The 21,134-nt window shown below is 58.6% G+C and carries 18 protein-coding genes; 13 read left to right on the top strand and 5 right to left on the bottom strand.

The features are described 5' to 3' along the window. Positions 1-2: 2 nt before the first annotated feature. The 5 genes from LB568_RS06820 to LB568_RS06800 are packed head-to-tail and all read left to right on the top strand — an operon-like array spanning position 3 to position 4,552. Positions 3-1,049 carry an ABC transporter substrate-binding protein gene (locus tag LB568_RS06820; protein WP_224729664.1) on the top strand — a complete coding sequence of 349 codons (1,047 nt, stop codon included), beginning with the start codon at positions 3-5 and terminating at the stop codon, positions 1,047-1,049. After that, positions 1,046-2,152: an ABC transporter ATP-binding protein gene (locus LB568_RS06815; protein ID WP_224620522.1), complete on the top strand. Its 1,107-nt coding sequence runs from the start codon at positions 1,046-1,048 to the stop codon at positions 2,150-2,152. The genes LB568_RS06820 and LB568_RS06815 overlap by 4 nt, the downstream gene beginning before the upstream one ends. 4 nt (positions 2,153-2,156) lie before the next feature. Next, positions 2,157-3,053 (top strand): ABC transporter permease, encoded by an 897-nt coding sequence (locus LB568_RS06810; protein WP_224729663.1) that lies wholly within the window; start codon positions 2,157-2,159, stop codon positions 3,051-3,053. A gap of 5 nt (positions 3,054-3,058) precedes the next feature. Next, positions 3,059-3,847, top strand: a complete 789-nt coding sequence (locus tag LB568_RS06805) for an ABC transporter permease (protein ID WP_224729662.1) — start codon at positions 3,059-3,061, stop codon at positions 3,845-3,847. Positions 3,848-3,892: 45 nt separating this feature from the next. Continuing rightward, complete coding sequence (locus LB568_RS06800) at positions 3,893-4,552, top strand: helix-turn-helix domain-containing protein (RefSeq protein ID WP_224620519.1); 660 nt, start codon at positions 3,893-3,895, stop codon at positions 4,550-4,552. Between the two features lie 25 nt (positions 4,553-4,577). Here the strand turns inward: LB568_RS06800 and LB568_RS06795 are convergent, their stop codons facing one another. Both LB568_RS06795 and LB568_RS06790 read right to left on the bottom strand, forming a co-directional pair. Continuing rightward, entirely contained in the window at positions 4,578-5,543 is a 966-nt protein-coding gene (locus LB568_RS06795) for a GntR family transcriptional regulator (protein ID WP_224620518.1), read from the bottom strand. 18 nt (positions 5,544-5,561) lie between these two features. Beyond that, on the bottom strand, positions 5,562-7,085 hold the full coding sequence (locus LB568_RS06790) for a UxaA family hydrolase (protein ID WP_224620616.1): 1,524 nt from the start codon (positions 7,083-7,085) through the stop codon (positions 5,562-5,564). Between the two features lie 113 nt (positions 7,086-7,198). Between LB568_RS06790 and LB568_RS06785 the strand changes: the two genes are divergently transcribed. From LB568_RS06785 to LB568_RS06775, 3 genes are all read left to right on the top strand, one after another. Further along, complete coding sequence (locus LB568_RS06785) at positions 7,199-8,122, top strand: dihydrodipicolinate synthase family protein (RefSeq protein WP_224620517.1); 924 nt, start codon at positions 7,199-7,201, stop codon at positions 8,120-8,122. A 113-nt stretch (positions 8,123-8,235) separates the two neighbouring features. Then, positions 8,236-9,051: a shikimate dehydrogenase family protein gene (locus LB568_RS06780; RefSeq protein WP_224729661.1), complete on the top strand. Its 816-nt coding sequence runs from the start codon at positions 8,236-8,238 to the stop codon at positions 9,049-9,051. Between the two features lie 64 nt (positions 9,052-9,115). Continuing rightward, on the top strand, positions 9,116-10,360 hold the full coding sequence (locus LB568_RS06775; protein ID WP_224620515.1) for a DegT/DnrJ/EryC1/StrS family aminotransferase: 1,245 nt from the start codon (positions 9,116-9,118) through the stop codon (positions 10,358-10,360). A 190-nt stretch (positions 10,361-10,550) separates the two neighbouring features. Here LB568_RS06775 and LB568_RS06770 read toward each other — a convergent pair whose 3' ends face one another. Genes LB568_RS06770 through LB568_RS06760 form a run of 3 tightly spaced genes read right to left on the bottom strand, consistent with a single transcriptional unit; the run spans position 10,551 to position 13,349 of the window. After that, the gene (locus tag LB568_RS06770; RefSeq protein ID WP_224729660.1) at positions 10,551-11,798 is read right to left on the bottom strand and encodes an NAD(P)/FAD-dependent oxidoreductase; all 1,248 of its coding nucleotides are present in this window, start codon (positions 11,796-11,798) and stop codon (positions 10,551-10,553) included. Further along, positions 11,795-12,106 (bottom strand): 2Fe-2S iron-sulfur cluster-binding protein, encoded by a 312-nt coding sequence (locus tag LB568_RS06765; RefSeq protein WP_224620513.1) that lies wholly within the window; start codon positions 12,104-12,106, stop codon positions 11,795-11,797. Before LB568_RS06765 ends, LB568_RS06770 begins: the two co-directional genes overlap by 4 nt. 13 nt (positions 12,107-12,119) lie before the next feature. Further along, positions 12,120-13,349 (bottom strand): cytochrome P450, encoded by a 1,230-nt coding sequence (locus LB568_RS06760; RefSeq protein ID WP_224729659.1) that lies wholly within the window; start codon positions 13,347-13,349, stop codon positions 12,120-12,122. A gap of 612 nt (positions 13,350-13,961) precedes the next feature. Between LB568_RS06760 and LB568_RS06755 the strand changes: the two genes are divergently transcribed. The 5 genes from LB568_RS06755 (at position 13,962) to LB568_RS06735 (ending at position 21,083) form a co-directional block, all read left to right on the top strand. Then, entirely contained in the window at positions 13,962-14,882 is a 921-nt protein-coding gene (locus LB568_RS06755) for a LysR family transcriptional regulator (protein WP_224620615.1), read from the top strand. Between the two features lie 632 nt (positions 14,883-15,514). Continuing rightward, complete coding sequence (locus LB568_RS06750) at positions 15,515-17,131, top strand: GMC family oxidoreductase (RefSeq protein ID WP_224729658.1); 1,617 nt, start codon at positions 15,515-15,517, stop codon at positions 17,129-17,131. 2 nt (positions 17,132-17,133) lie between these two features. Further along, the gene (locus LB568_RS06745; protein ID WP_224729657.1) at positions 17,134-17,628 is read left to right on the top strand and encodes a hypothetical protein; all 495 of its coding nucleotides are present in this window, start codon (positions 17,134-17,136) and stop codon (positions 17,626-17,628) included. A 113-nt stretch (positions 17,629-17,741) separates the two neighbouring features. Beyond that, complete coding sequence (locus LB568_RS06740; RefSeq protein ID WP_224729656.1) at positions 17,742-19,064, top strand: NAD(P)/FAD-dependent oxidoreductase; 1,323 nt, start codon at positions 17,742-17,744, stop codon at positions 19,062-19,064. A 717-nt stretch (positions 19,065-19,781) separates the two neighbouring features. Continuing rightward, positions 19,782-21,083, top strand: coding sequence for an ABC transporter substrate-binding protein (locus LB568_RS06735; RefSeq protein WP_224620508.1), 1,302 nt, complete (start codon positions 19,782-19,784; stop codon positions 21,081-21,083). Positions 21,084-21,134 lie beyond the last annotated feature (51 nt).

The following is a 21,134-nucleotide window of genomic DNA, read 5'->3' as shown; positions in this document are numbered from 1 at the left end:
AAATGAAAAGACGTGAATTTCTGTCTCTGACCACCACCATGGCAGCCGGCGCATTGGCATCGTCGGCGTTCAAGCCAGCCAAAGCAGCCGGAAAGGAACTACGCATCCTGACCTGGGAGGGATATGCCGACGACCAGTGGGTTAAAGCCTTCGAACAAAAGACCGGATCGACCGTAAGCATCAGCTACACCGGCAGCGTCGATGAAATCTTCGCCAAGATGACAGCGTCGGGCGGCGCCGATTTCGACGTCATCGCAATCGAGACGTCATCCTACAAGCGGCTGACCCAGGAGAAGCTTCTTCAGCCTGTCGATCTCGCCAAAGTCCCGCAGTCGAGCAATCTTTTGCCGGCTTTCCGTTCCGTGTCGGCGATTATTTTCGATGGCAAGCCGTACGCGGTTCCCTTCGCCTGGGGTTCCATTCCGCTGATCTACAGCACCGACACGTTCAAAACCGCGCCTGACAGCTGGAGGGTTCTGTGGGACCCGAAATACAAGGGGCGCATCATCGTGATGGATGATGCCAACAACGCGATCGTCACCACGGCGCTCTTGCTCGGCCTCAAGGATCCTTTCAACCTCTCGGCCGACCAGTTCTTGCAGGTCAAGGCCAAGCTTCTGGAGCAAAAGGCCAATGTCGCGAGCTACTATGCTGGCTTCGACGACGGCGTCAGTATTTTCGCCCAAGGAGGCATCGATCTTATGATGTCGATGGGTGAGCCTCAGGCGCCGATGTTGCGCAGCCGTGGCGCCAATGTCGGGCTTACAATTCCGAAGGAAGGTGCGATCGGCTGGATCGATTGCTGGGCGATAAGCGCCAAGGCCCGCGATACCGAACTTGCCCACGCCTGGGTCGACGCCATGCTCGAAAAGGCGGTCGGAACCTACATCAGTGAAAAGACCGGTTACGGCAACACCACCAATGGTGACGCCAATGAAAAGATCGGCTTGACCTATTCCGACAGGCTTGTCTTCCTCCAGGCGCCGGAAGATTTCGGCCGTCGCATCGAATTGTGGAACGAGATCAAGGCAACTCCGGTTCAACAATGACTGCTGCACTCTCCGAAGACGAGGTCGTCAGACCGAACGTCATCCAACTGGTTGGCGTAACCAAGTCCTATAGGAACCTCAACGTTCTGAAACCGGTCGATCTCGACATCAAGGATGGTGAGTTCCTCACCATCCTTGGGCCATCCGGATCGGGAAAGACGACGATCTTGCGGATGATCGGCGGCTTCACGCCGCCGACATCCGGCCGCATCTTGCTGCGCGGCGCTGATATCTCCCAGGTGCCGATCTTCAGGCGGCCGTTCAATACGGTGTTCCAGGACTACGCGCTTTTCCCGCACATGACGGTGGCAAAAAACGTGGCTTACGGGTTGCGGATCAGGCGCAGACCGGCTGAGGAGATCAAGACAAAGGTCTCCGCCGTGCTCGACACAGTCAACCTAACTGACAAGGCCGAGCGCTACCCAAGTGAATTGAGCGGTGGCCAGCGTCAGCGGGTGGCTTTGGCAAGGGCCATTGTCTGCGAGCCGCAGGTTATTCTCCTGGACGAGCCGCTGGCCGCGCTGGACGCCGAGTTGCGGCGCTCGATGCAGGAATTTCTGAAGGACCTGCAGCGGCGCATACGCACGACATTCGTGTTCATCACACATGATCAGGAAGAGGCGATCTCCATGTCGGATCGCATCGCCGTCATGGACCACGGCAATCTGGTTCAGGTCGGCACGCCTCAAGAAATCTACTACAAGCCGCGAACCGAGTTCGTGGCGAAGTTCTTTGGCGAGAACAACCTGTTGGCGGCGCAGCCCGACAACAATGCCGCCAACATCCTGGAAAGTCCGCTTGGCAAACATTCTCTGCCCGCATCGGCCATGGGTGGCGGCAACTTTCTGCTGGCGATAAGACCGGAGAGCTTTTCCATCCATGACGGCAGCGCGTTGCGTCCGGGGCAATCAGTTTGTGTAGGCCGCCTCGAAAACGTCACGTTTCTCGGTGCCACAACCCAGTTGTCGCTAAACGTGGGCAAGGCGCAACAGACGATCAAGGTCAGGGTGCCGACGGGTCAATCCGGCAATAACCTGGCCTTTGGCGATGACGTGCCGCTGCGTTGGTCCGAGGCCGACGTCAACGTGCTGCCGCGAGGATGACATGATGACCGTCGTTCCCGCTGAACTCGCTGACACCAGTGTTGGACCGCCTCGCTGGCTTGCCTCGCCAGGCAAGATCGTTGTGAGGCTGCTCGTCTATGGCGTGCCCACGGTGATGATCCTGGCACCGCTGATGTCGTTCCTGGCCTACAGCTTTCTCGAACAGAAGGACAACATCGCTACCGGCCATCTGACCCTGGCAAGCTACGCGGCGTTCTTCCAAAGCAGCAGCTACCTCTACGTGTTCTTAGGAACCGTAAAACTTGCCTTCGTCGTGGCGGCAGTGGCGTTGTTCCTGGGCTACATCATCTCGTACCTGATCTGGCGGCTGGAGGGCTCGAAGCGCTACCTGCTGCTCCTGCTCAGTGCGCTGCCGCTGGTCATGAACTATGTGGTCAAGATCTATGCGATGCGCAGCATTCTCGGTTTCAACGGTTTCCTGAATTCCTTCCTGATGGCGTCGGGCGTCATCAATGCGCCGAGCAAACTGTTCATCTTCAACCAGACCGCCGTCATGCTGGCGATGGCTGTGATCTATCTGCCATTTGGAATCCTTCCGATCTTTCTGGCGCTGGAGCGCATACCGCAATCCCTGCTGAGTGCCGCGGCCGATCTCGGCGCCAAGCCTGGGCAGATATTCCTGACCGTCATCCTGCCGCTCAGCCTGCCGGGTTCGATTGCCGGTGCGCTGTTTGTCATGGTCATCGCACTCGGCGACTATCTGACGCCCCAGATGGTGGGAGGAAGCGAGGGTTTCACCTTCGGTCGCGCCATATGGAGCCAGTTCGGCATGGCATTCAACTGGCCTTTCGGGGCAGCACTCGCCGTGGTGTTGCTCGTCACCGTCATAGCGCTGATAGGCTTGGCCTCCCTCATCGCGCGAAAAGCGAGGTTGGGATGACTAGGTTGGAACGCCTCACCATCGCACTTCTGTGGGTTGTCGGCGGCTTTACATTCATGGTGCTCTACGCACCAGCACTGATCGTAATCCTGTTTTCATTTTTCGCCATGAAGAACCATCAGATCGACTGGTCGAACTTCAGCCTGGAATGGTACGGGCGGCTGGCGGACAATTCGCAGCTATTGGCGGCGCTCTACAATTCGATCGTCGTCGGGATCTGCGCTGTGGTCAGTGCGACGATCATATCATTGGCGCTGGCCTACTACATGAAAACCGGTGTGCGGCGTGGCCGCGCCTATGTCGAGTTCATTATCTTTCTGCCATTCGTGCTGCCGGCTATCATCACCGGAATCTCGCTGCTGGTCGCATTCCGAGAAATCGGGCTGGAGCGAAGCCTGATCACGGTCACGATCGGCCACATCGTGCTGATCCTGGCGGTGGTCTATCGCATGGTCACAATCAGGCTCGACACACTTGAGAATTCCCAGATAGAGGCATCTCTCGATCTCGGCGCAAACGGTCTTGAAACCTTCCTCTATGTTGTTCTCCCGCAGTTGCGATCGGCACTATTGACCAGCTCGCTGCTTGCTTTTGCGCTGTCGTTCGACGAAACATTGGTCACGTTCTTTCTCGTCGGCGGGGAGACGACGCTGCCCATGCGGCTCTGGGCAATGATGCGAACCGGCTTTACCCCTGAGATAAATGCGCTCGTTTCGATCGTGCTGTGCGTAACGTTGTTGTTCGCGGCGTTGGGTGCAATGTCGCTTCGCGAAAGTATTGAACGCAAGCCATAGCGTGGCGAAGATTGTGGTCTAGGCAATTGGAAACGACGGCAAGATATGAACAAACAAACCAAAGACCTTGGAAAATTGCTGAAGGAACGGCGCGCTTATCATGGATGGACGCTGGCCGAAGTCAGCTCCATGACCGGCATTGCCACTTCGACATTGTCGAAGATCGAGAACGGTCACATCTCACCGAATTTCGACACCATATTGAAGCTGTCGCACGGCCTTGGTGTCGAGATCGGCGATCTGCTGAATTCGCCGCCCAGCGAGCCCACGCCACCGCTTGTGGTTGCACGGCGCAGCATCAGCCGCAATTTCGAAGGCCAGAGGCTTGATCGCCAGCATTACAGCTACAGCTACCTGTCCGCCGACGTGGCGCACAAGCGCATCATCCCGATCTATATCGAGGTGCAGGCGATGACCCCCGAGGAGATGGGGCCACTGACCGCGCATGTGGGCGAGGAATTCATGCTCGTCCTGAGTGGCAAGGTGCGTCTCTACAGCGAGTATTATGAGCCAATGGATCTGGAGCAGGGAGATAGCGTCTATCTCGATAGCACCATGAAACACGGCTACATGTCGCTACAGGAGCCAACCAGTTCCATTCTCGTTTGCTGCTCCAGCGCCACGCCGAACCTGGCGCAGACGTTGCGAGAGATCATCAAGGACCAGATAATTCAGGAATCCCACTCCGGCCCGAAGGCCGACTGAGCGGCGATGCCTGTGTGTCCCGGCGCTAATCGATCAGATAGGACATATGCGACACAACGCTGATTTTGCGAAACGCCCGCAAGCGCTCAACGGCCTTGTCGCTCGACCGCTGCAGATGTTCGCCCAGCGCGCTCTGCGCCGAAGCGACGTTGCCAGCATCGATGGCGTCCATGATTTCCAGATGCTCGTCCATGAAGGCGTCGATCGGCAAACTGCCCCGCACCGCCCTCTGGATGTGCTTGCCCGCGACGAGGATGCCGCGCGTGCGGACGAGGGTTTCCAGTATGTCGGAATTGGAACTGTACTGCAGCAGATTCACATGCAGATCCTCCTCGAGCCGATCCAGTTCGGCCGGCTCCACCAGCGGAAATTTTGCCGAGGCCTGCGTCAGGCGCCGGCGCATTTCGGAAAGTGCGTCGGAAGGAATGCGGGCCATCGCGGTGCGCAGAGCAGCCGGCTCGAGCAACAGCCGTATTTCATACAAATCCTGGAATCGGCGCTCGTCGAGCGGATTTATCCACCACCGGGATTTCTCGTCGCTTATCACGATGCCGTTCTTCGCCGCATGGTTCAGAATGTCTCCGGCAACGGTCCTGCCCACCTTGTAGTGGCGCGCCAGAGCCAGCTCGTTGATGCGGCAGCTTCCAAACACCGCGCGCAGGACGACCGTTTCCTCGAAGTCGTAATAGTAGGATTGCCAGGCGAAGGCCTTGGCGTTCTTCGGCGCTTCAAGATCGAGCATCTCGCCCGTTATCTTCAGCCGCAGCGGCGGCCCGCCGTTTCCCGCCAGCACGCCGCGGCCCTCAAACCGCCGCACCAGCCCTTCTGCCTCCAGCGTGGCAAGCGCCTGCTTGACCGGCGACCGGCTGGAGCCAAAGAGGGCGGCAATCGGTCCCTCGAGCAAGACAGTGCCTTCTGGAACGGATCCGCCGAGGACAGCCCTTCTGAGGATGTCGGCGATGGATTCATAAGCGAGCGGGCGATGCCCCATGCGACCCCTTCCGAGACGTCAGGTTACCGCCCCTATTTGCCAAGGGACGAATTCGGAGTCACCATAATTGTAGCCTTCGCTCAGCGTGCGTTCGCCCGAAGCGACGGCAACAATCTTTTCGAAAATGCGCTCGCCTGCCTTGGCGATGCTGTCGCTTCCATCGATGATGCCGCCGCAATTGATGTCCATGTCCTCGCTCATGTGCTCGAACATCGCATTGTTCGTGGCAACCTTGATGCAAGGCGCCGGCTTGAATCCGGAAACGGAGCCGCGACCTGTCGTGAACACGATCAGGTTGCACCCGCCTGCGACCTGTCCGGTGACGGCGACCGGGTCGTAGCCCGGCGTGTCCATGAAGACGAATCCGGGTTCCCGGATCGGTTCGGCGTATTCATAGACTTCTCGCAGCGGCATCGATCCGCCCTTGGCGACCGCCCCCAGGGACTTCTCGAGGATCGTGGTCAGGCCGCCCTCCTTGTTGCCATGCGAGGGATTGTTGTTGAGCTCAGCGCCGTTCTTCGCGGTGTAGTCGCGCCACCAGTCAATTCGCGCCATCAGCTTGCGGGCGATCTCCGGTGTCGCCGCGCGGCGCGTCAGCAGATGTTCGGCGCCGTAGATTTCGGGCGTTTCACTGAGCACAGCGGTGCCGCCATGCCTGACCAAAAGATCGGCGGCATATCCGAGCGCCGGGTTGGCGGTGATGCCGGAATAGCCGTCGGATCCGCCGCACTGAAGCGCCAGCTTGATGCCGGAAAGCGAAACGGTCGTCCGTTGCTCGTCGTTGATGGCCGGCAGCATCTCGCGAATGATGCCAATCGCTTCTTCGATCGTTTTGCGCGTGCCGCCAAGCTGCTGGATCGTCATGGTCCGCAGCATTGGGCCCTCCTCCAGGTCGAAGGCCTTGACGAGGTGGCTGATCTGGTTGGTCTCGCAGCCGAGCCCTATCATCAGGATGGCGGCGAAATTCGGGTTCCTCGCGTAGCCACTCAGCGTTCGTCGCAGATACTGGTATCCCTCGGTGTTGGTGGGGATCGCGCATCCCGTACCGTGAGTGAGAGCCACAACGCCGTCGACATTGGTGAATTGGCCGAAGCCGTTCGTCTTGAAATGATCGGCGACCGCGCGAGCCACCGTCGCCGAGCAGTTCACCGAGGTGATGATGCCGATATAGTTCCTGGTGCCGACCAGCCCCGACGTACGCTGATATCCCCGGAAGGTCCTGCGCTGGTCTTCGGGCAGCAAAGGCGTCTGCCCGCCATCGACGGCGAATTCATGCGAAACCGCGCTGTCGAGCATTGCGAGATTGTGCAGATGGACATGGCTGCCGGGTCGGATATCGGTGCTCGCCCGGCCGATGACCTGTCCATATTTGGTCACCGGCTCGCCTTCGCGGATGGCGCGCAACGCAAGCTTGTGGCCGCTAGGGATTATTGCCTCCGCGACAATCCCGCCGAGGTCTTCGGCCGCTTCTATCCGCCTCGTGGCGACAGCGACATTGTCGGCGTCATGCAGTCGGATGATGGCCGGAGCGGACTGAGAAATTGGCACCTTCATCTCCATTAATGAGTATTGCGTGCAAAAATCATTTATGTTAAACGACTGAAAGTCAAGAGAAGACTTTGAATCAAAAGGGTGCCTTGGGGGATTTTTCGAAAATGGCTAAGGATCAACCGTATTCGGGCCTGTTTCCAGTCGCGCCGACGCCCTTCACGGAAACCGGAGAAATCGATATTGACGGTCAGCGCCGCGTTCTGGATTGCATGATCGATCAGAAGGTCGACGGCATATGCGTCCTGGCCAATTATTCAGAGCAGTTCCTGCTGTCCGACGACGAGCGGAAACAACTCACGGAACTATGCCTGGAGCATGTGGCGGGCCGCGTGCCCGTTATGGTCACCTGCAGCCATTTCAGCACCGGGATCGCCAGCGAGCGCGCACGCCATGCGGCGGATTGCGGCGCCAGCCTGATCATGTTGATGCCACCCTATCATGGCGCCGGTATTAAGCTCGATGAAGCTTCGATCTTGGAGCATTTCGCTGGGGTCGCGGACGCGGCACGTTTGCCGATCATGATCCAGGACGCGCCGTTGAGTGGCGTTTCCCTCTCAGTCGAATTCCTCGTCAGTCTGGCGCGGTCCCTCCCTCTGGTACGCTATTTCAAGATCGAGGTGCCGGGCACGGCCGGCAAGCTCCGTGACCTGATCGAGAGGGGTGGCGACGCGATTGAGGGACCCTTCGATGGCGAGGAAGCGATCACCTTGATGGCCGATCTCGACGCCGGTGCCACCGGCGTCATGTCAAGCGCCTTGCTTCCGGACCTCATCGGCCCGGTCATCCAGCATCATCGCGACGGCAACAGGCAGGATGCGATGAAGGCTTACGAGCGTATCCTGCCGCTGATCAACTATGAAAACCGACAATGCGGCTTGCGGGCGGCAAAGACCGTCATGGCTGAAGGCAAGGTCATCAAATCCGATCATGTCAGGCATCCACTGAAACCCCTGCATCCGGCGACGCGCGATGGCCTGCTCGAACTCGCGCGTAGCGTCGATCCCATAGCTCTGAACTGGGGCAGGTGACGTTGCCAGTGCCGTGCACACCGACGACACGGACGGCACCAGAAACGGCGCGCCGCTCCCAGCACGGACCTGCATCCAGAAACTGCGCGGACTGCGGAAGGGACTTGCCTTAGATGCTGTCGAATCTTGAGCGCCAAAATATCGAGATCACCGGGAAGACGCGTCTTCTTGGGATTCTCGCGCATCCAACCGAACACGTAAAAGCGCCCCCTGAGATCAACCGCATCGCGAGGCTGAGGGGCGCGGATGCGGTCATGGTGCCGCTGAATGTAGCGCCGGCGGATCTGGAGGCTCTTGTTGGTGGACTACGGGGGGTCAAGAGTTTCGACGGAGCGATCGTCACAGTGCCGCACAAGCAAGCGATCATCCGGCTTTGCGATGAGGTCAGCCCGCGGGCTCGCGCCGTTGGCGCCGCGAACGTCCTGCGGCGCGATACGGATGGGCGGATCATTGGCGATCAGCTCGACGGCATCGGTTTTGTGGAAGGGCTGCGGTACGCTGGCGTCGAATTGGAGGGCAAGTCTGCCTACCTCGTCGGCGCAGGAGGGGCCGCGAATGCGATTGCCTTTGCACTGGTCGAAGCAGGCGTGCGGCGTCTGACCCTTGCCAACCGCACACAGGCCAAGATCGGGGCGCTGCGCGAAAAACTGGTCGATGCGCACGGTAGCATCGACGTGCGACTGGGGTCCGCAAACCCGGTCGGCCACGACCTCGTCGTGAATGGCACGACGCTGGGCATGAAGGAATCCGACCCGCTTCCGCTCGACACCGCCATGCTGTCGCCAGACATGGTGGTGGCCGAAGTCATCATGGAGCCCGAGATAACGCCGCTTCTCGAGGCTGCTCGCGGCATCGGCTGCAGGATCCATCTCGGCCGGCACATGCTTGAGCATCAGCTTCAACTCATGGCCAACTTCCTCGGCCTCTAGGCATTTCATCAGCCCCCAGTGGACCGGCAAACAAATGTTCCAGAACCCGAAAAGAGATATCGCAATGCAAGATCTGGCTATCAATGGCGGTCCGCGCGCCATCGAGGGAACCCTTCCGAGCTTTCGCGATGCATCCGGGCGCACGCTCGGCGACGAAGAGATGAAAGAGTTGTCAGACGTGCTCAAGTCGGGCAGCCTTTCCTTTCTCGTCGGTCCGAAAACGGGTGAGTTCGAAAGGCAATTTGCGGCGAGATATGGTGTCCACCACGCGGTCGCCGTCAGCAGCGGGACGGCGGCACTTCATACGGCCGTCATCTATCTCAATCCCGAACCTGGTGACGAGATCATCCTCTCCCCGGTGACGGATGTCGGCACCGTTATTCCCATCATTTCCCAACTCGCCATCCCGGTTTTTGCCGATGTCGATCCCCAGACCCACAACATCGACCCGGCGTCCATCGAGCGGAACATCAGCACGCGTACCCGCGCGATCATCGTCACGCACGTCTACGGTCATCCGGCGGACATGGATGCGATCATGGCGATCGCGAAGAAACACAACCTCTTCGTCATCGAGGACTGCGCACAAGCTCATCTCGCCTTGTACAAGGGAAAGCTGTGCGGCACCTTGGGTAATCTCGGCTGTTTCAGTTTCCAGCAGTCGAAACACATGACCACTGGCGACGGCGGCATGGTGATCAGCAATGAGGACGAGCGTTTCGGGCGCGGGCTCAGACATTGCAGCGACAAGGGATGGCCGCGCGAAAGGGGAGGCCGCGACCATCTGTTTCTCGCGCCGAACTACCACATGACGGAGTTGCAAGCTGCGGTGGGCCTGGCGCAGCTGAAAAAGCTGGACCAGTTTGTCAAGGCGCGGGTTAGCGCCGCCGACAGGCTGACCGCGCTGCTTTCCGGTACCGATGTCATTCCGGTCCTACCGTTGCCAGGGACAACCGGCGTCTATTTCTTCTATTCATTTCGCCTGGATCCCCAAAGATTGTCGCGGCCGATCCCGGAAATCATGAAAGCCCTGACGGCCGAGGGCATCGACGGTTTCATCGGCTATCCCGGTCAGATCCCCCTCTATCGATATCCCTTGATCAGGGAACACAAAACGTTCGGCAGTTCGGGCCTGCCGTTCACCCTCGATGGCGTTCGCAAGGATGACTTTGACACCGAACTTTGTCCGGTGGCCGAGCGTGCCTGCCGAGAAACCATCTGCATGTGGTGGACGGACAGAATGGAGGACCATCATCTCGGGCAGATAGCCGATGCGATCCGCAAGGTGATCACGGCTTATCGAAAGTGAGATATGTCTACCAACACTTAAAGGAACCGCTCGAGGGAATCGCGCTGACGTTCGTGTTCGCGGCTGCGACAAGCATGCCATCGCGGAGATGGCGGCGCGCAAGCTCCTGCTCACAGAACGACCAGCGAAATTGCGAGAAGCACCATTCCAGAGCTGAGGCAACTACCCCCAAGCCGAATGTGCAGCATCGCTACTCCGTCATGTTCTGCGCGGTTGCATCAGCAGTGAAGCGCTTCAGCACAAAGCCGTCCCGCCCAGCTTCCGCAGGTGTCGGGCGCCGGCCGACGGAAGCCAGGAGGCGGCGCGCGGCCATGTGGTCTGCCGGCCGGTTAATCGATTCCACTGCGGCGAGCACGCCCTTTCGAAAGCACAGAACCGAGAGGCCGTTGGCTTCCCGCAGTTCGACGAATTCGTCGCATCCTGCGGCGAGCCCGGCAATCTGAAGCTTCAGGTTACCTTGATCCGACCAGAACCAGGGAACGGCGCTGTATTGCGCGTGTTCGCCTTTTGCCAGCCGCGCGGCGAGAAGCCGCGCCTGGTCAGTCGCATTCTGAACGGACTCCAGCCGACACCGCGTACCCGCAGGACCGAACAGGAAGTTGCAGCAATCCCCGATCGCGAAGATATTCTGATCGCCCGTGGCCAGTTGCCCGTCCACGATGATGCCATTATCCACTTCTAGCCCGCAATCGCGCGCGAGCACGTCGTTGGGTATGACGCCGATGCCTGTGACGACGCAGTCCGCAGGCAGGAGCTGGCCGGATGATGTTTCGACACCCGTAACCGTTCCGCCCAATCTGGTGATACGGCCGACACCTTCTCCGAAAAGAAGTCTAGTGCCTTGCTGTGAGTGATGCGCTTCGAAATAAGCGGACACTGCCGGACTGACCGCTCGGACCATGGCACGGGAAGCGGCGTCCACAACAGTGACGTCCAGCCCCAAGTGTCTTGCGACGGACGCGAATTCGAGCCCGATAAAGCCCGCGCCGATGATGACCGTCTGTCGGCAGCCATTCCGGAGCGCACTCTTCAACCTGTCCGCGTCGCCCAGTGTCGCCAGGCCATGGACCCGTTCGAGATCCGCGCCCTCCACTCGCAGTTCCCGGCGGTAAGCCCCCACGGCGAGAACGAGCCGGTCGTACTCCACCGCGTCCCCGCGATCGAGTAGGACGCGCCGGCTTTTGCGGTCGATGGCCGTGGCGGTGGCGGCAATGCGCTGGATACGGTTCTCGACGAAGAAGTCTTCCGGGCGGAAGACGAGTTCGGAGAGCGGAAGCTTGTCGAGCAAATAGGCCTTCGACAGCGGCGGGCGCTGGTACGGAAGGCCAGGCTCGTCGCCTACCAGGACGATCGCCCCTCCGTACCCGGCCAGTCGCAAGGAAAGCACAAGCTGGAATCCGGCCTGTCCGGCTCCGACGATGACGATGCGTTCGGTCATACCTGACGCGCCGGGAGACGGATCCGCAGCCCATCGAGGTCGCCCGTCAGCTTGATCTGGCAGCCAAGCCGGCTTTCCGACGTCCGTTCTTCAGCGGTGCCTTCCAGAAGTTCGTCTTCCTCTTCCGAGAGTGATTTGAGGCGCTCGTCAGAGATGTATACGTGGCAGGTTGCGCACATCGCATTCCCTCCGCACTCCCCAACGATGCCGTCAATGCCGTTGCTCGTAGCAACCGCCATGATGCTCATACCCTCCGGCACGCTGATGCTGCGCTCGCTTCCGTCAGGCGACACAAATATTACCCGCATTGGATGCTCCGGATCATTCGATTTCCATTGGGAGGCTTCGCAGCCCGCGCAAGGTGTTGTTAAAAGCTCGGACCGGCTCCCCGGTGATCCGGATGCGCTTGACCTTCCGGGCCAACGCGCTGAGGATCAATTCGCCTTCCAGCCGTGCCACGAGTTGTCCAACGCACATGTGGATGCCCGCACCGAATCCGACGTGCCCACTCGTGACGCGGCGAATGTCATAGAGTTCGGGCCGCTCCCATTTTCGGCCATCCCGATTTGCGGCACCAAGGAACATAAGGACCTTTGAGCCTTCGGGAATGACATGGCCTCCGACTTCCGCTGCACGAGTGGTGGTCCGGAAAAAAGTCTGAACGGGAGACTCAAACCGGATACCTTCCTCGAAGGCATTCCTGGCGAGTTGCGGTTCGGACCTCAACGCTTCCCACTGGTCATCGAATCGCGCGAGACAGTACAGCGCGGCTCCTATTCCGTTTACAGTGGTGTCGATGCCTGCTGTCAGCAGGGACCGCACGAGGAGCACAGCCTCTTCGGACGTTATCTGGCCGGCATCGACGGCCGCATGAACCTCGGCGCCAAACCCCGCGCCGGCCAGATTTTCCCGACGGCATTGTTCCGTCACGTATGCGACATGCGGAGTGGCCTTAGCGATTGCCTGGTCTCGCAGCTCGTTGGGAGGCCCGAATGCATTGAACGCCAATCCCGCGTACGGGAGCAGGTGTTCCCGGCCTTCCGCGCCCAGCCCCACGGCATCGGGAAATACGGACATTGGGTAGGCTTCGGCCAGGTCCCGAACCCCGTCGAAGCGACCCCTGACGAGCAGCGCGTCGACCGTGCGTTCCGCGGAGGCCTCGAAAGATTCCCTTAGCTTCTTCACCGTTACCGGGGAAAGAACCTTCGAAAGTATCTTTCGCGCCCGGTCGTGCTCGGGCGGGTCCTTCTCAAGAACGAGGCTCGGCGGCCGCCACGGTTTTTCCTTGGCGAAGTCCGCCAGGCCGACGCCGCGGCTCGAACAGAACGTTTGCCAATCCATAAGGACCTGATGGACCTGCTCGTACCGGGCAACTCCATAGATGCCATATCTCGAGAGGTAGAATAACGGGCCGCACTCCCGCAGTTCCTCATGGATGGGGAACGGGTCCTTGAAAAACTCGATCGAAAAAGGGTCAAAGTCGGAGATTGGCAAAGCTCCGCCGTTATCGCGGCGAACTTCCGTGGCGGGCTGTTCCTGTGGGACTGTCATGGGAGCTCCTTCAACGTGATACCGCGTGTCTCTCAGCAGGTGCGGCAAGACCTCGCTGCGTGGGCCTGGCGTTGCTCCAGCCGGCTGCATCGAGAACGTTCCGTCGTCTATCGTTTGTCGGCTCGCGTCTCATGAGGGCGCCGGGCCTGGCATCGGTCTTGACCCGACCGCGAGAACCGTTTTGCCGCTTTGGCCGGCTGCTTTTCTTTGGTCGCTTTCGATCATCCTGTGGACGATCTCCGCGCCACATAGGCGCCAGCCGACCTCGGTTAGCGCGATTGGGAGAAAGTTCGATCAGGCCTGTCAAAAGACGCCGATATTCGGCGTTCTCCAGAGCGAAACGGACTATCGGTGCCGTCGCGGCCCCGAAACGCACGTTCCAGATAACCTCCCCCACAGGGCGTGGCTGTGGTCTCCGCAGTCCTTGGCATTCCGGCCGAAACACTGCGCCTCGGATCGGTATTGCCCGGAATAATATTGGTGTGCGCCTCCCAGCGTGTCGGGTCCTCGACCGACGAAGCCAAATTAGACGCCCTTGGAAAATTTGCCTAGCAAATTTTATTAATAGGCATAATTTGAATTATGAATTTTCAGCGGCTCGACTTGAACCTCATGCTGGTTTTTGAGGTGCTGTACGCGCAGCGGAGCGTAACGCTCGCCGCTCGCGTATTGGGCATGAGCCAGCCGACGATCAGTGTTGCGCTGAACAAGATGCGCATGTTCTTCAAAGATGAATTGTTCGTGAGGCAGGCGGGCTCCATGCAGCCTACTCCGTTCGCGGACTCGATCGCCGATCCCATCGGTCGGATTCTGCAGACGATCAGGAGTGAACTCCTGCAAGAGAGGAGTTTCGATCCGGCTACGACCGACCGGGTATTCTCGGTGAGCATGTCCGACATCGGCGAGCTTGTTTGGTTGCCGGCGCTCCTGCGGGTCCTGCGTGAGCAGGCTCCGAACACGTCCATCCGCTGCCTTTCCCTAAAGCCAAACGAACTCAAGGAAGCGATGGCGAACGGATCGCTTGACCTCGCTGTCGGGTATTTCCCCGATCTCTCGGAGGCCTCGTTTTTCCAGCAGAAGCTTTTCGACCATCCTTTCGCCTGCATCGTGCGGCGCGATCATCCGAGGATTGGCGAAACAATCAGCGCGGAACAGTTTCTTGAAGCGGAGCATGCCATCGTCGCCGCGGAAGGCCGGAGCCAGGAAATCTTCGAGAAGCGTATGCTCGATCTCGGGCTGAGGCGACGCGTGCTTCTGCGGTCCCCGCACTACATGAGCCTGCCGGTTCTGATCGCGCATTCTGATATGGTTTCCGTCGTGCCGCGGGCGGTTGCTCAGCTCGCTGTACAGACGGCGAATGTCAAAGCTCTGGAGCCACCGTTCTACATACCTCCCATCGAGCTCAAACAATTTTGGCATCGACGCGTAAATGGCGATCTAGCGGTCATCTGGTTTCGAGGTCAGGTCGCACGACACTTCCTGAACCGTGATCCCACCTCCGATCCCGCGTCGGCCTTGTTCGGACCGGTTTGAAAGTGGCCGGGACCCGTCAGCCGACTGCGCCGCGAGGTTTTTGGCGACGCAGAAATGCCGTTTCAAGACAGGGTCGCCAACAAGGGCGTCACCGTACAGGCTCGGCCGGACCAGTCGTTGCTCAATGCGCTGATGAGCGCAGGGATCGAGATGATCTACGACTGTTCAACGCGGCGAATGCGGGCTTTGCGCCGTCAAAATTCTTCAACTGGAGGAGGGACCAACGGTCGACCACTGTCTTCAGCGATCGAGAAAAACACGAAAACCAATACATGCACAGTTGCGTCTCGCGATTGACCCTCACGGTGATCGGTATCGGCTATCGCTGACAAGGCAGAAATAGTCACTGCACCGGTTGAGGCTGGTTTAGCCGACATCGCCTCCTAATCGAAAGTGATCGGGCCGGTCAGGTCGCCGCCTGCGGAGCCTGGTCCTGGCCGATGCGGAAATGTCCAAGGATTGATTAGATTTTTCTATTGTCTCCGGTGATCGACTGTCGCTACCGTCCACTCGTCATTAGAACTTCGAAACGCTTGAGCGACGACGCTCAGTCCAGTTTCGCTCGCCTCAATGCCATGGTCGCTGGAAGCGGGGACCGGCGAGTGGCAAGAGGCCACCATATGGGTAGGACAATGGACGCGGCTCTGGAAGAAGATGTTTATGATGCGGTAATTATCGGCTCTGGGCCGTCGGGGGCGATAACCGCACATACACTCGCTGTGGCAGGTTTCAGGGTCATTTGTCTGGAGCAGGGAGACTACGCGCTTCCGTCGGATTATGCCGCCAACCACGACATGTGGGAAATCGTTGCCCGGGGTCATTGGCAGGCTGAACCAAATCGCCGGGGAAATCCGGCTGATTATCCCTTGAACGTCTCCGAGACCGATCTTGCACCATCGATGTACAATGCGGTTGGCGGCTCCACCATCCACTATAGCGCTCTCTGGTCGCGGCTTGCACCGTCGGATTTTCGCGTTCGTACTCTTGATGGCGTCGCCGACGATTGGCCGATTAGCTATGACAAGCTTGCTCCATTCTACGACGAGGTCGACGATTTTATCGGTGTGTCCGGCGTGGAAGGCGACACGGCTTATCCTGAAGGACTTTCGCCTAAGCTGCCCCCGATGCCCCTCGGCAAGCTTGGCTTGAAAGCCGCCGGGGCCATGAACGAGTTGGGCTGGCATTGGTGGCCACACGCCAATGCGATCCCCAGCCAGAAGATTGGCTCGCTTGCAGCATGCGCGCGTTGGGGCACCTGCATACAAGGGTGTCCCGAAGGTGCCAAAGCGTCGTTCGACATGGCGTATTGGCCAGCGGCCATCAAAGCTGGCGCTAAGTTGGTCACCGGTGCTCGTGTTTCCAGGATTACGACAGATGAGAGCGGTGCTGCGACGGGTGCTGCGTGGATCAGCAAGGGAACGCAGTATCACACGCGGGCCAAACAGGTCGTTGTTTGCGCCAATGGCATAGGCACGCCAAGACTGCTTCTGCTTTCGGCAAGTGAGCAGCATCCTCATGGGCTGGCCAATTCATCCGGTCTGGTGGGCAAGAACCTGATGCTGCACCCAAACTGCACCGTTATCGGCTACTATGACGAGGATCTGGAATCCTGGCGCGGTCCTGTCGGGTCCGTCATCAGTTCAATGCAGTTCTTTGAAACCGATCGTTCTCGCGGCTTCGTGCGGGGTCCGAAATTGCATGCCTGTCCAACGCCTGGGCTGCTGTTCAATGGTATCGACCCCCACAGGCTTTTGCCATTCGATGCGCTTTGGGGTGCGAACTTCCATCAAGTCATTCGGGATGCGCGCAACGCGATCTTCTGGGGGGCGAATATCGACGACCTGCCAGAAGAAAGCAATCGGGTTACGCTGGATCCCGATCTTTGCGATGGTGATGGTATTCCCGCACCAAAAATCAGTTATCGGTACAGCGAAAATACGTTGAAGATGCGCAGTTACGTCATGGGGAAGCTCGTTGAAATTCATAAGGTGGCAGGGGCAAAGAAGCTCGTTGAGATCGCTGACTTGAAAGGCGAGCCCGGGCACCTGCTCGGAACCGGCAGGATGGGTCAGGATGCGAAGACCTCCGTGGTTGACGAATATGGCCGAGCTCATGACGTCCCCAATCTGGTCATCTCCGACGGGAGCATATTCGTGACCGGCGGCGCCGCGAACCCGACCAGCACGATTGCGGCGCTCGCGCTGCGCAACGCAAAACAGGTTATCGCGACCTTAAACGAGGCAAATTGACAATGGTTACTGTTCAGCAAGCCCACACAAATGAGCGCCTTTCCGTTTCCATGCTCCGGCAGGCTCCTCCTCGCAACTTCACCGATCTGGAAATGCAAACGCTGCGGGTTGTCGCCGACACTTTGATACCGGCCGCTAACGGAAATCCGTCCGGTAGCGGCCTCGCAAAATTCGAAAGTCTCGTCACCCGCGCGGCGGCAATCCTCGACAAGCACTTCGCCACACTGACGGCGATCCTCGGCGGGCTGTCGGCGATACCTTCGGAACAGATGTGGGACCGGCTTCGTGAATTGGAGGCGCAGGACAACGAGACCTTTTATTTCCTCTCCACGTTGCTCGCAGGTGCATATTTATATTCCGATGAGATGAAAGCCGAACTGCAATACCCCGCACCACACCGAAACCCCCCTGATCTTTTCGATGCCGCAGACGAACTCTCAACCGGTATTCTAGACCCAGTGATCGAACGGGGGCCAATCTTCGTTCGCGTCGATTGAGTTGAAAAAGTAGGATATGGGCCCGCGCGGTATCGAGCGCCTCATAGAACCCCAGTTCATCACGCCATTGTTGAAGGGCGCTGCACCATCTTGAATGGCCAGAGGATTTTATGATGTCCATTGCGGACCCAATCGATCCGTCGATGCAATCGGTTATTTGGAGCAAGACCCTCGCCGAGCCGATCATCCGCTTCCCCACATTGGAAGAAGACCAAGTTGCCGACGTTTTGGTGATTGGAGGCGGGTTTTGTGGTCTGAGCGCCGCAATCCATGCAGCCCGAAATGGTGCCAGCGTTGTTCTTGTCGATGCGCGAACTGTGGGCGCGGGTGCATCCGGAAAAAATGGCGGCAATAGCATCCCACATTTCCCGGGGACGATGACACCTTCAGACGTTGCGTCGATCCTTGGTGCGAAGAAAGCGCAGGCTCTTTGCGAACTCGTCGTAGCCGGCTCGGACATGATTTTCCAGCAAGCAGCTGAATTTCAAATCAACTGCTCGTCTGCGCAAAATGGCTGGATGCAGCCGGCGCACTCACAACACTCACTGCCAAAAGTTCGGCGTGCCTATGAACAATGGAAGGCTTTCGGAGCGCCGGTCGAGTGGCACTCCGCCGCTGACACTCACGACCTCCTTGGCGCCGTTGGCTATATCGGTGGCTGGTCGAACCCGACCGGCGGCTCTGTCAACCCCTACGGCTTGGCGCTGGGCCTTGCAAGGGTGGCGATGAAGGCGGGTGTTCGCATTTTTGAGAATACGTCGATCCAGAGCATCGAACAAACGGCCACCCTGCCGGTCGCGGTTTGCGGCGAATTGCGGGTGAAAGCGAGCATCATCCTTATCGCCACCGGCGGCTACACTGGGGATGTCTTTAAAGAAGTACAGCGCTCTGCAATCCCTGTTAATCTTTATCAGGTTGCAACCAAGCCGCTGCGCAGAGAGCTTCGGGCATCTATCTTGAAAACCCAGATGTGCTTTTCAGATCGCCGTAAGTCTGGCGGTTTCGGCAGGCTAGATTCCGAGGGCCGGTTAATCACGGGAGGGGCGGTGTTCGCACTTGGCAACAGCAGACGCTACGGTGAAAGTCACGCTCGCAGCCGACTGAAACTCCTCTACCCGCAGTTATCGGAGCAAGACGTCGCCCTGGAGGCCTACTGGGAGGGGTTTTGCGCGATGTCTGAATCACACCTCCCCCATGTCTTGCGGCTTGGAGCCAACGTCTTCTCGCTCGTCGGGTTTTCGACCCGCGGTCTCAATCTAGCTCAAAACCTCGGTCGGCTTCTGGGTGAGTTCGCAGCTGGGAAAGCAGCGTTGGAGGACCTACCGGTGGCAGTTGTGGAGCGTAGGCGAGATATTGCTTACTGGCCCATCAAATCCTGCGCCGCGCGTTACATTTTCCCATGGTTTCAGGCACAAGACCGCTTAGGTCTATCGTAGGAGCTCGCCTAGTCTTCGCTCAAGGAGACGCCTTAGCACCGCCGTTGAACTCACGTTGGCCAGTGTCGGCTGAATTGAGCAGTGACTACGGGCGGACCGGCATTCTTGTTAACAGCACTGGCATCGTCACATATTGGCCGGTCGCCGAATGCAGTGACGAGGAATGGCAGCGCGTCCTCTCTGAAAATCGAAAGGCCCGGGGAAGCAGGCCTGGTTCACGAAGCTCACTGCGGCAGCTCGCGACACAAACCAAGCTCCAGGATTTTCGCCACCAGACGCGCAGCATGCATACGCCCGCTGTCAGCTACAAGCGCCACCGTCTTTCCTGCCGAGATCATTGCCGACGCGATCTGGCTGTACTTTCAGCTCCCCCTGAGCCGGCGGAATGCCGCAGGAACCCGGCATGTTGGTTTCCTCCGAGACGATCCGCCGTCTGGGTAAGAAGGATTCGGGCGTCGACCTGCGGGTGACGCGACAGAAGCACTTAGTCCAATGTTTTGTTGGATTTTACCATTGTCTGATAGCAGGCTGCATGGTTACGTTGATCAGGCTGCGGTGACGCAAGCTGCCGGGACGGCCAGTACACATGGAGTAACGGAAATAGCCGCGATAGCGGCGCTGCATTTCAGATGGTAGCCGCAGAAGACGGCGCCACCTGGCTCGCACAGGAATGTCACGACAGTCATAAACCATACGGGAACAATGGTGGAGGCATACATGTCTAACGGTATCAATCATTGGGAAATGAGCCGCCGAACGGCCTTGAAGGCTGCTGCTGCTCTGTTCGCCGCCTATAATCTCAGTTCGTCTGGAGCGCGTGCCGCTAGCGGCAAAAGCCTCAACATTCTGAATACAAATCTGCTTTTTTGCGACGTCCTGGCAAAGGTGATCCCGAAGGTTTATACCGATGCGGAAATCACCGCTGAAGAAAATCCTCAAAACGAGCACTATGAAAAGCTCCTGGTTGAGATGTCGCAAGGTTCCTCGACCTACGATCTCTTGGTCTTGGACAATATGTTTTCTCATCAGTTTCTCGTCAACAAGTGGGTGAAAGCGGTTGATGACATCAAGGCTGATGATCCATCACTTCCGCCCTTGAAGTACGAAAACGTCGCCCCGGCGTCTTTGAAGTATCTGAAGTATGACGGCAAAAGTTTCGGCATACCGATGACGCTTTCGACTCCGATCTTCGTCTATAGAAAGGATTTGTTCGAGGCCAAGGGTCTTTCGGTGCCCACGAACTGGGACGATTATCGAAAATGCGCTGAGGCGCTTCACACCGATGAAGTTGCTGGCAATATCTTGCTGCTCGGCGGCCAGGATGCTCACATGTCGGGGGACTGGGCGACCCGACTGATGAGCATGACAAAGCTGGGCCCGGACGACGATGGCGTGCTGGACAGTGCGCTCCGGCCGGTGTTCAATTCGGAAGGCCAGGGTGCAAGGGCCATCGAGCGAATCAAGGAAGTGCTCCCGTTTGCGCCGAAAGGTGCCGAAGGTCTCGATTATCCTGATGGCGTCTCGCTTTTCTCGCAGGGAAAAGCCGCGATGTTCATCAGCTGGTCGGATGTGTTCGCTGGCATGGAGAACGGCCCGTTGAAGGGCAAAATTGGGTACGCAGCCGTTCCAAGTGAGAAATACCAGCAGCAGATGACCGGCGGCCTTTCGCTGGCTGTCAGTGCCTTTTCGAATAATCCGAGCGAGGCCTACAAATTCCTGGATTGGATGCTGAAGGGCGAGGGCTACAGGCTCTTTCTGGAGAACGGCGAAACAAATCTTGTGCTGAAGTCGCAACTTGACGATCCGGCAGTGCGGGCAAAAATTCCGTCTCTGAATGTGTACGAGGATTTCAAGAAGCGAGGGACCACTACGATCGCGTTGACCCCTTATCGAGCTCCGAACGCGGTTGAAGTGCAGCGCGTTTTATACGAAGAAATTCTAGCCGCCGTACTCGGCAGAAAGACCCCTGAACAAGCGATGAAGGACGCCGAAGTTCGCGTCCAGGGTGTTATCCGCTAACTTCGCACAAAATGTATAGAGGAGTGGCCCCTGGAGGTCATTCCTCTCGTA

The organism is Mesorhizobium sp. B263B2A, from assembly GCF_020165775.1.
In the GTDB taxonomy this organism is placed as follows: domain Bacteria; phylum Pseudomonadota; class Alphaproteobacteria; order Rhizobiales; family Rhizobiaceae; genus Mesorhizobium; species Mesorhizobium opportunistum.
This window is presented reverse-complemented; position numbering and strand designations above follow the sequence as displayed.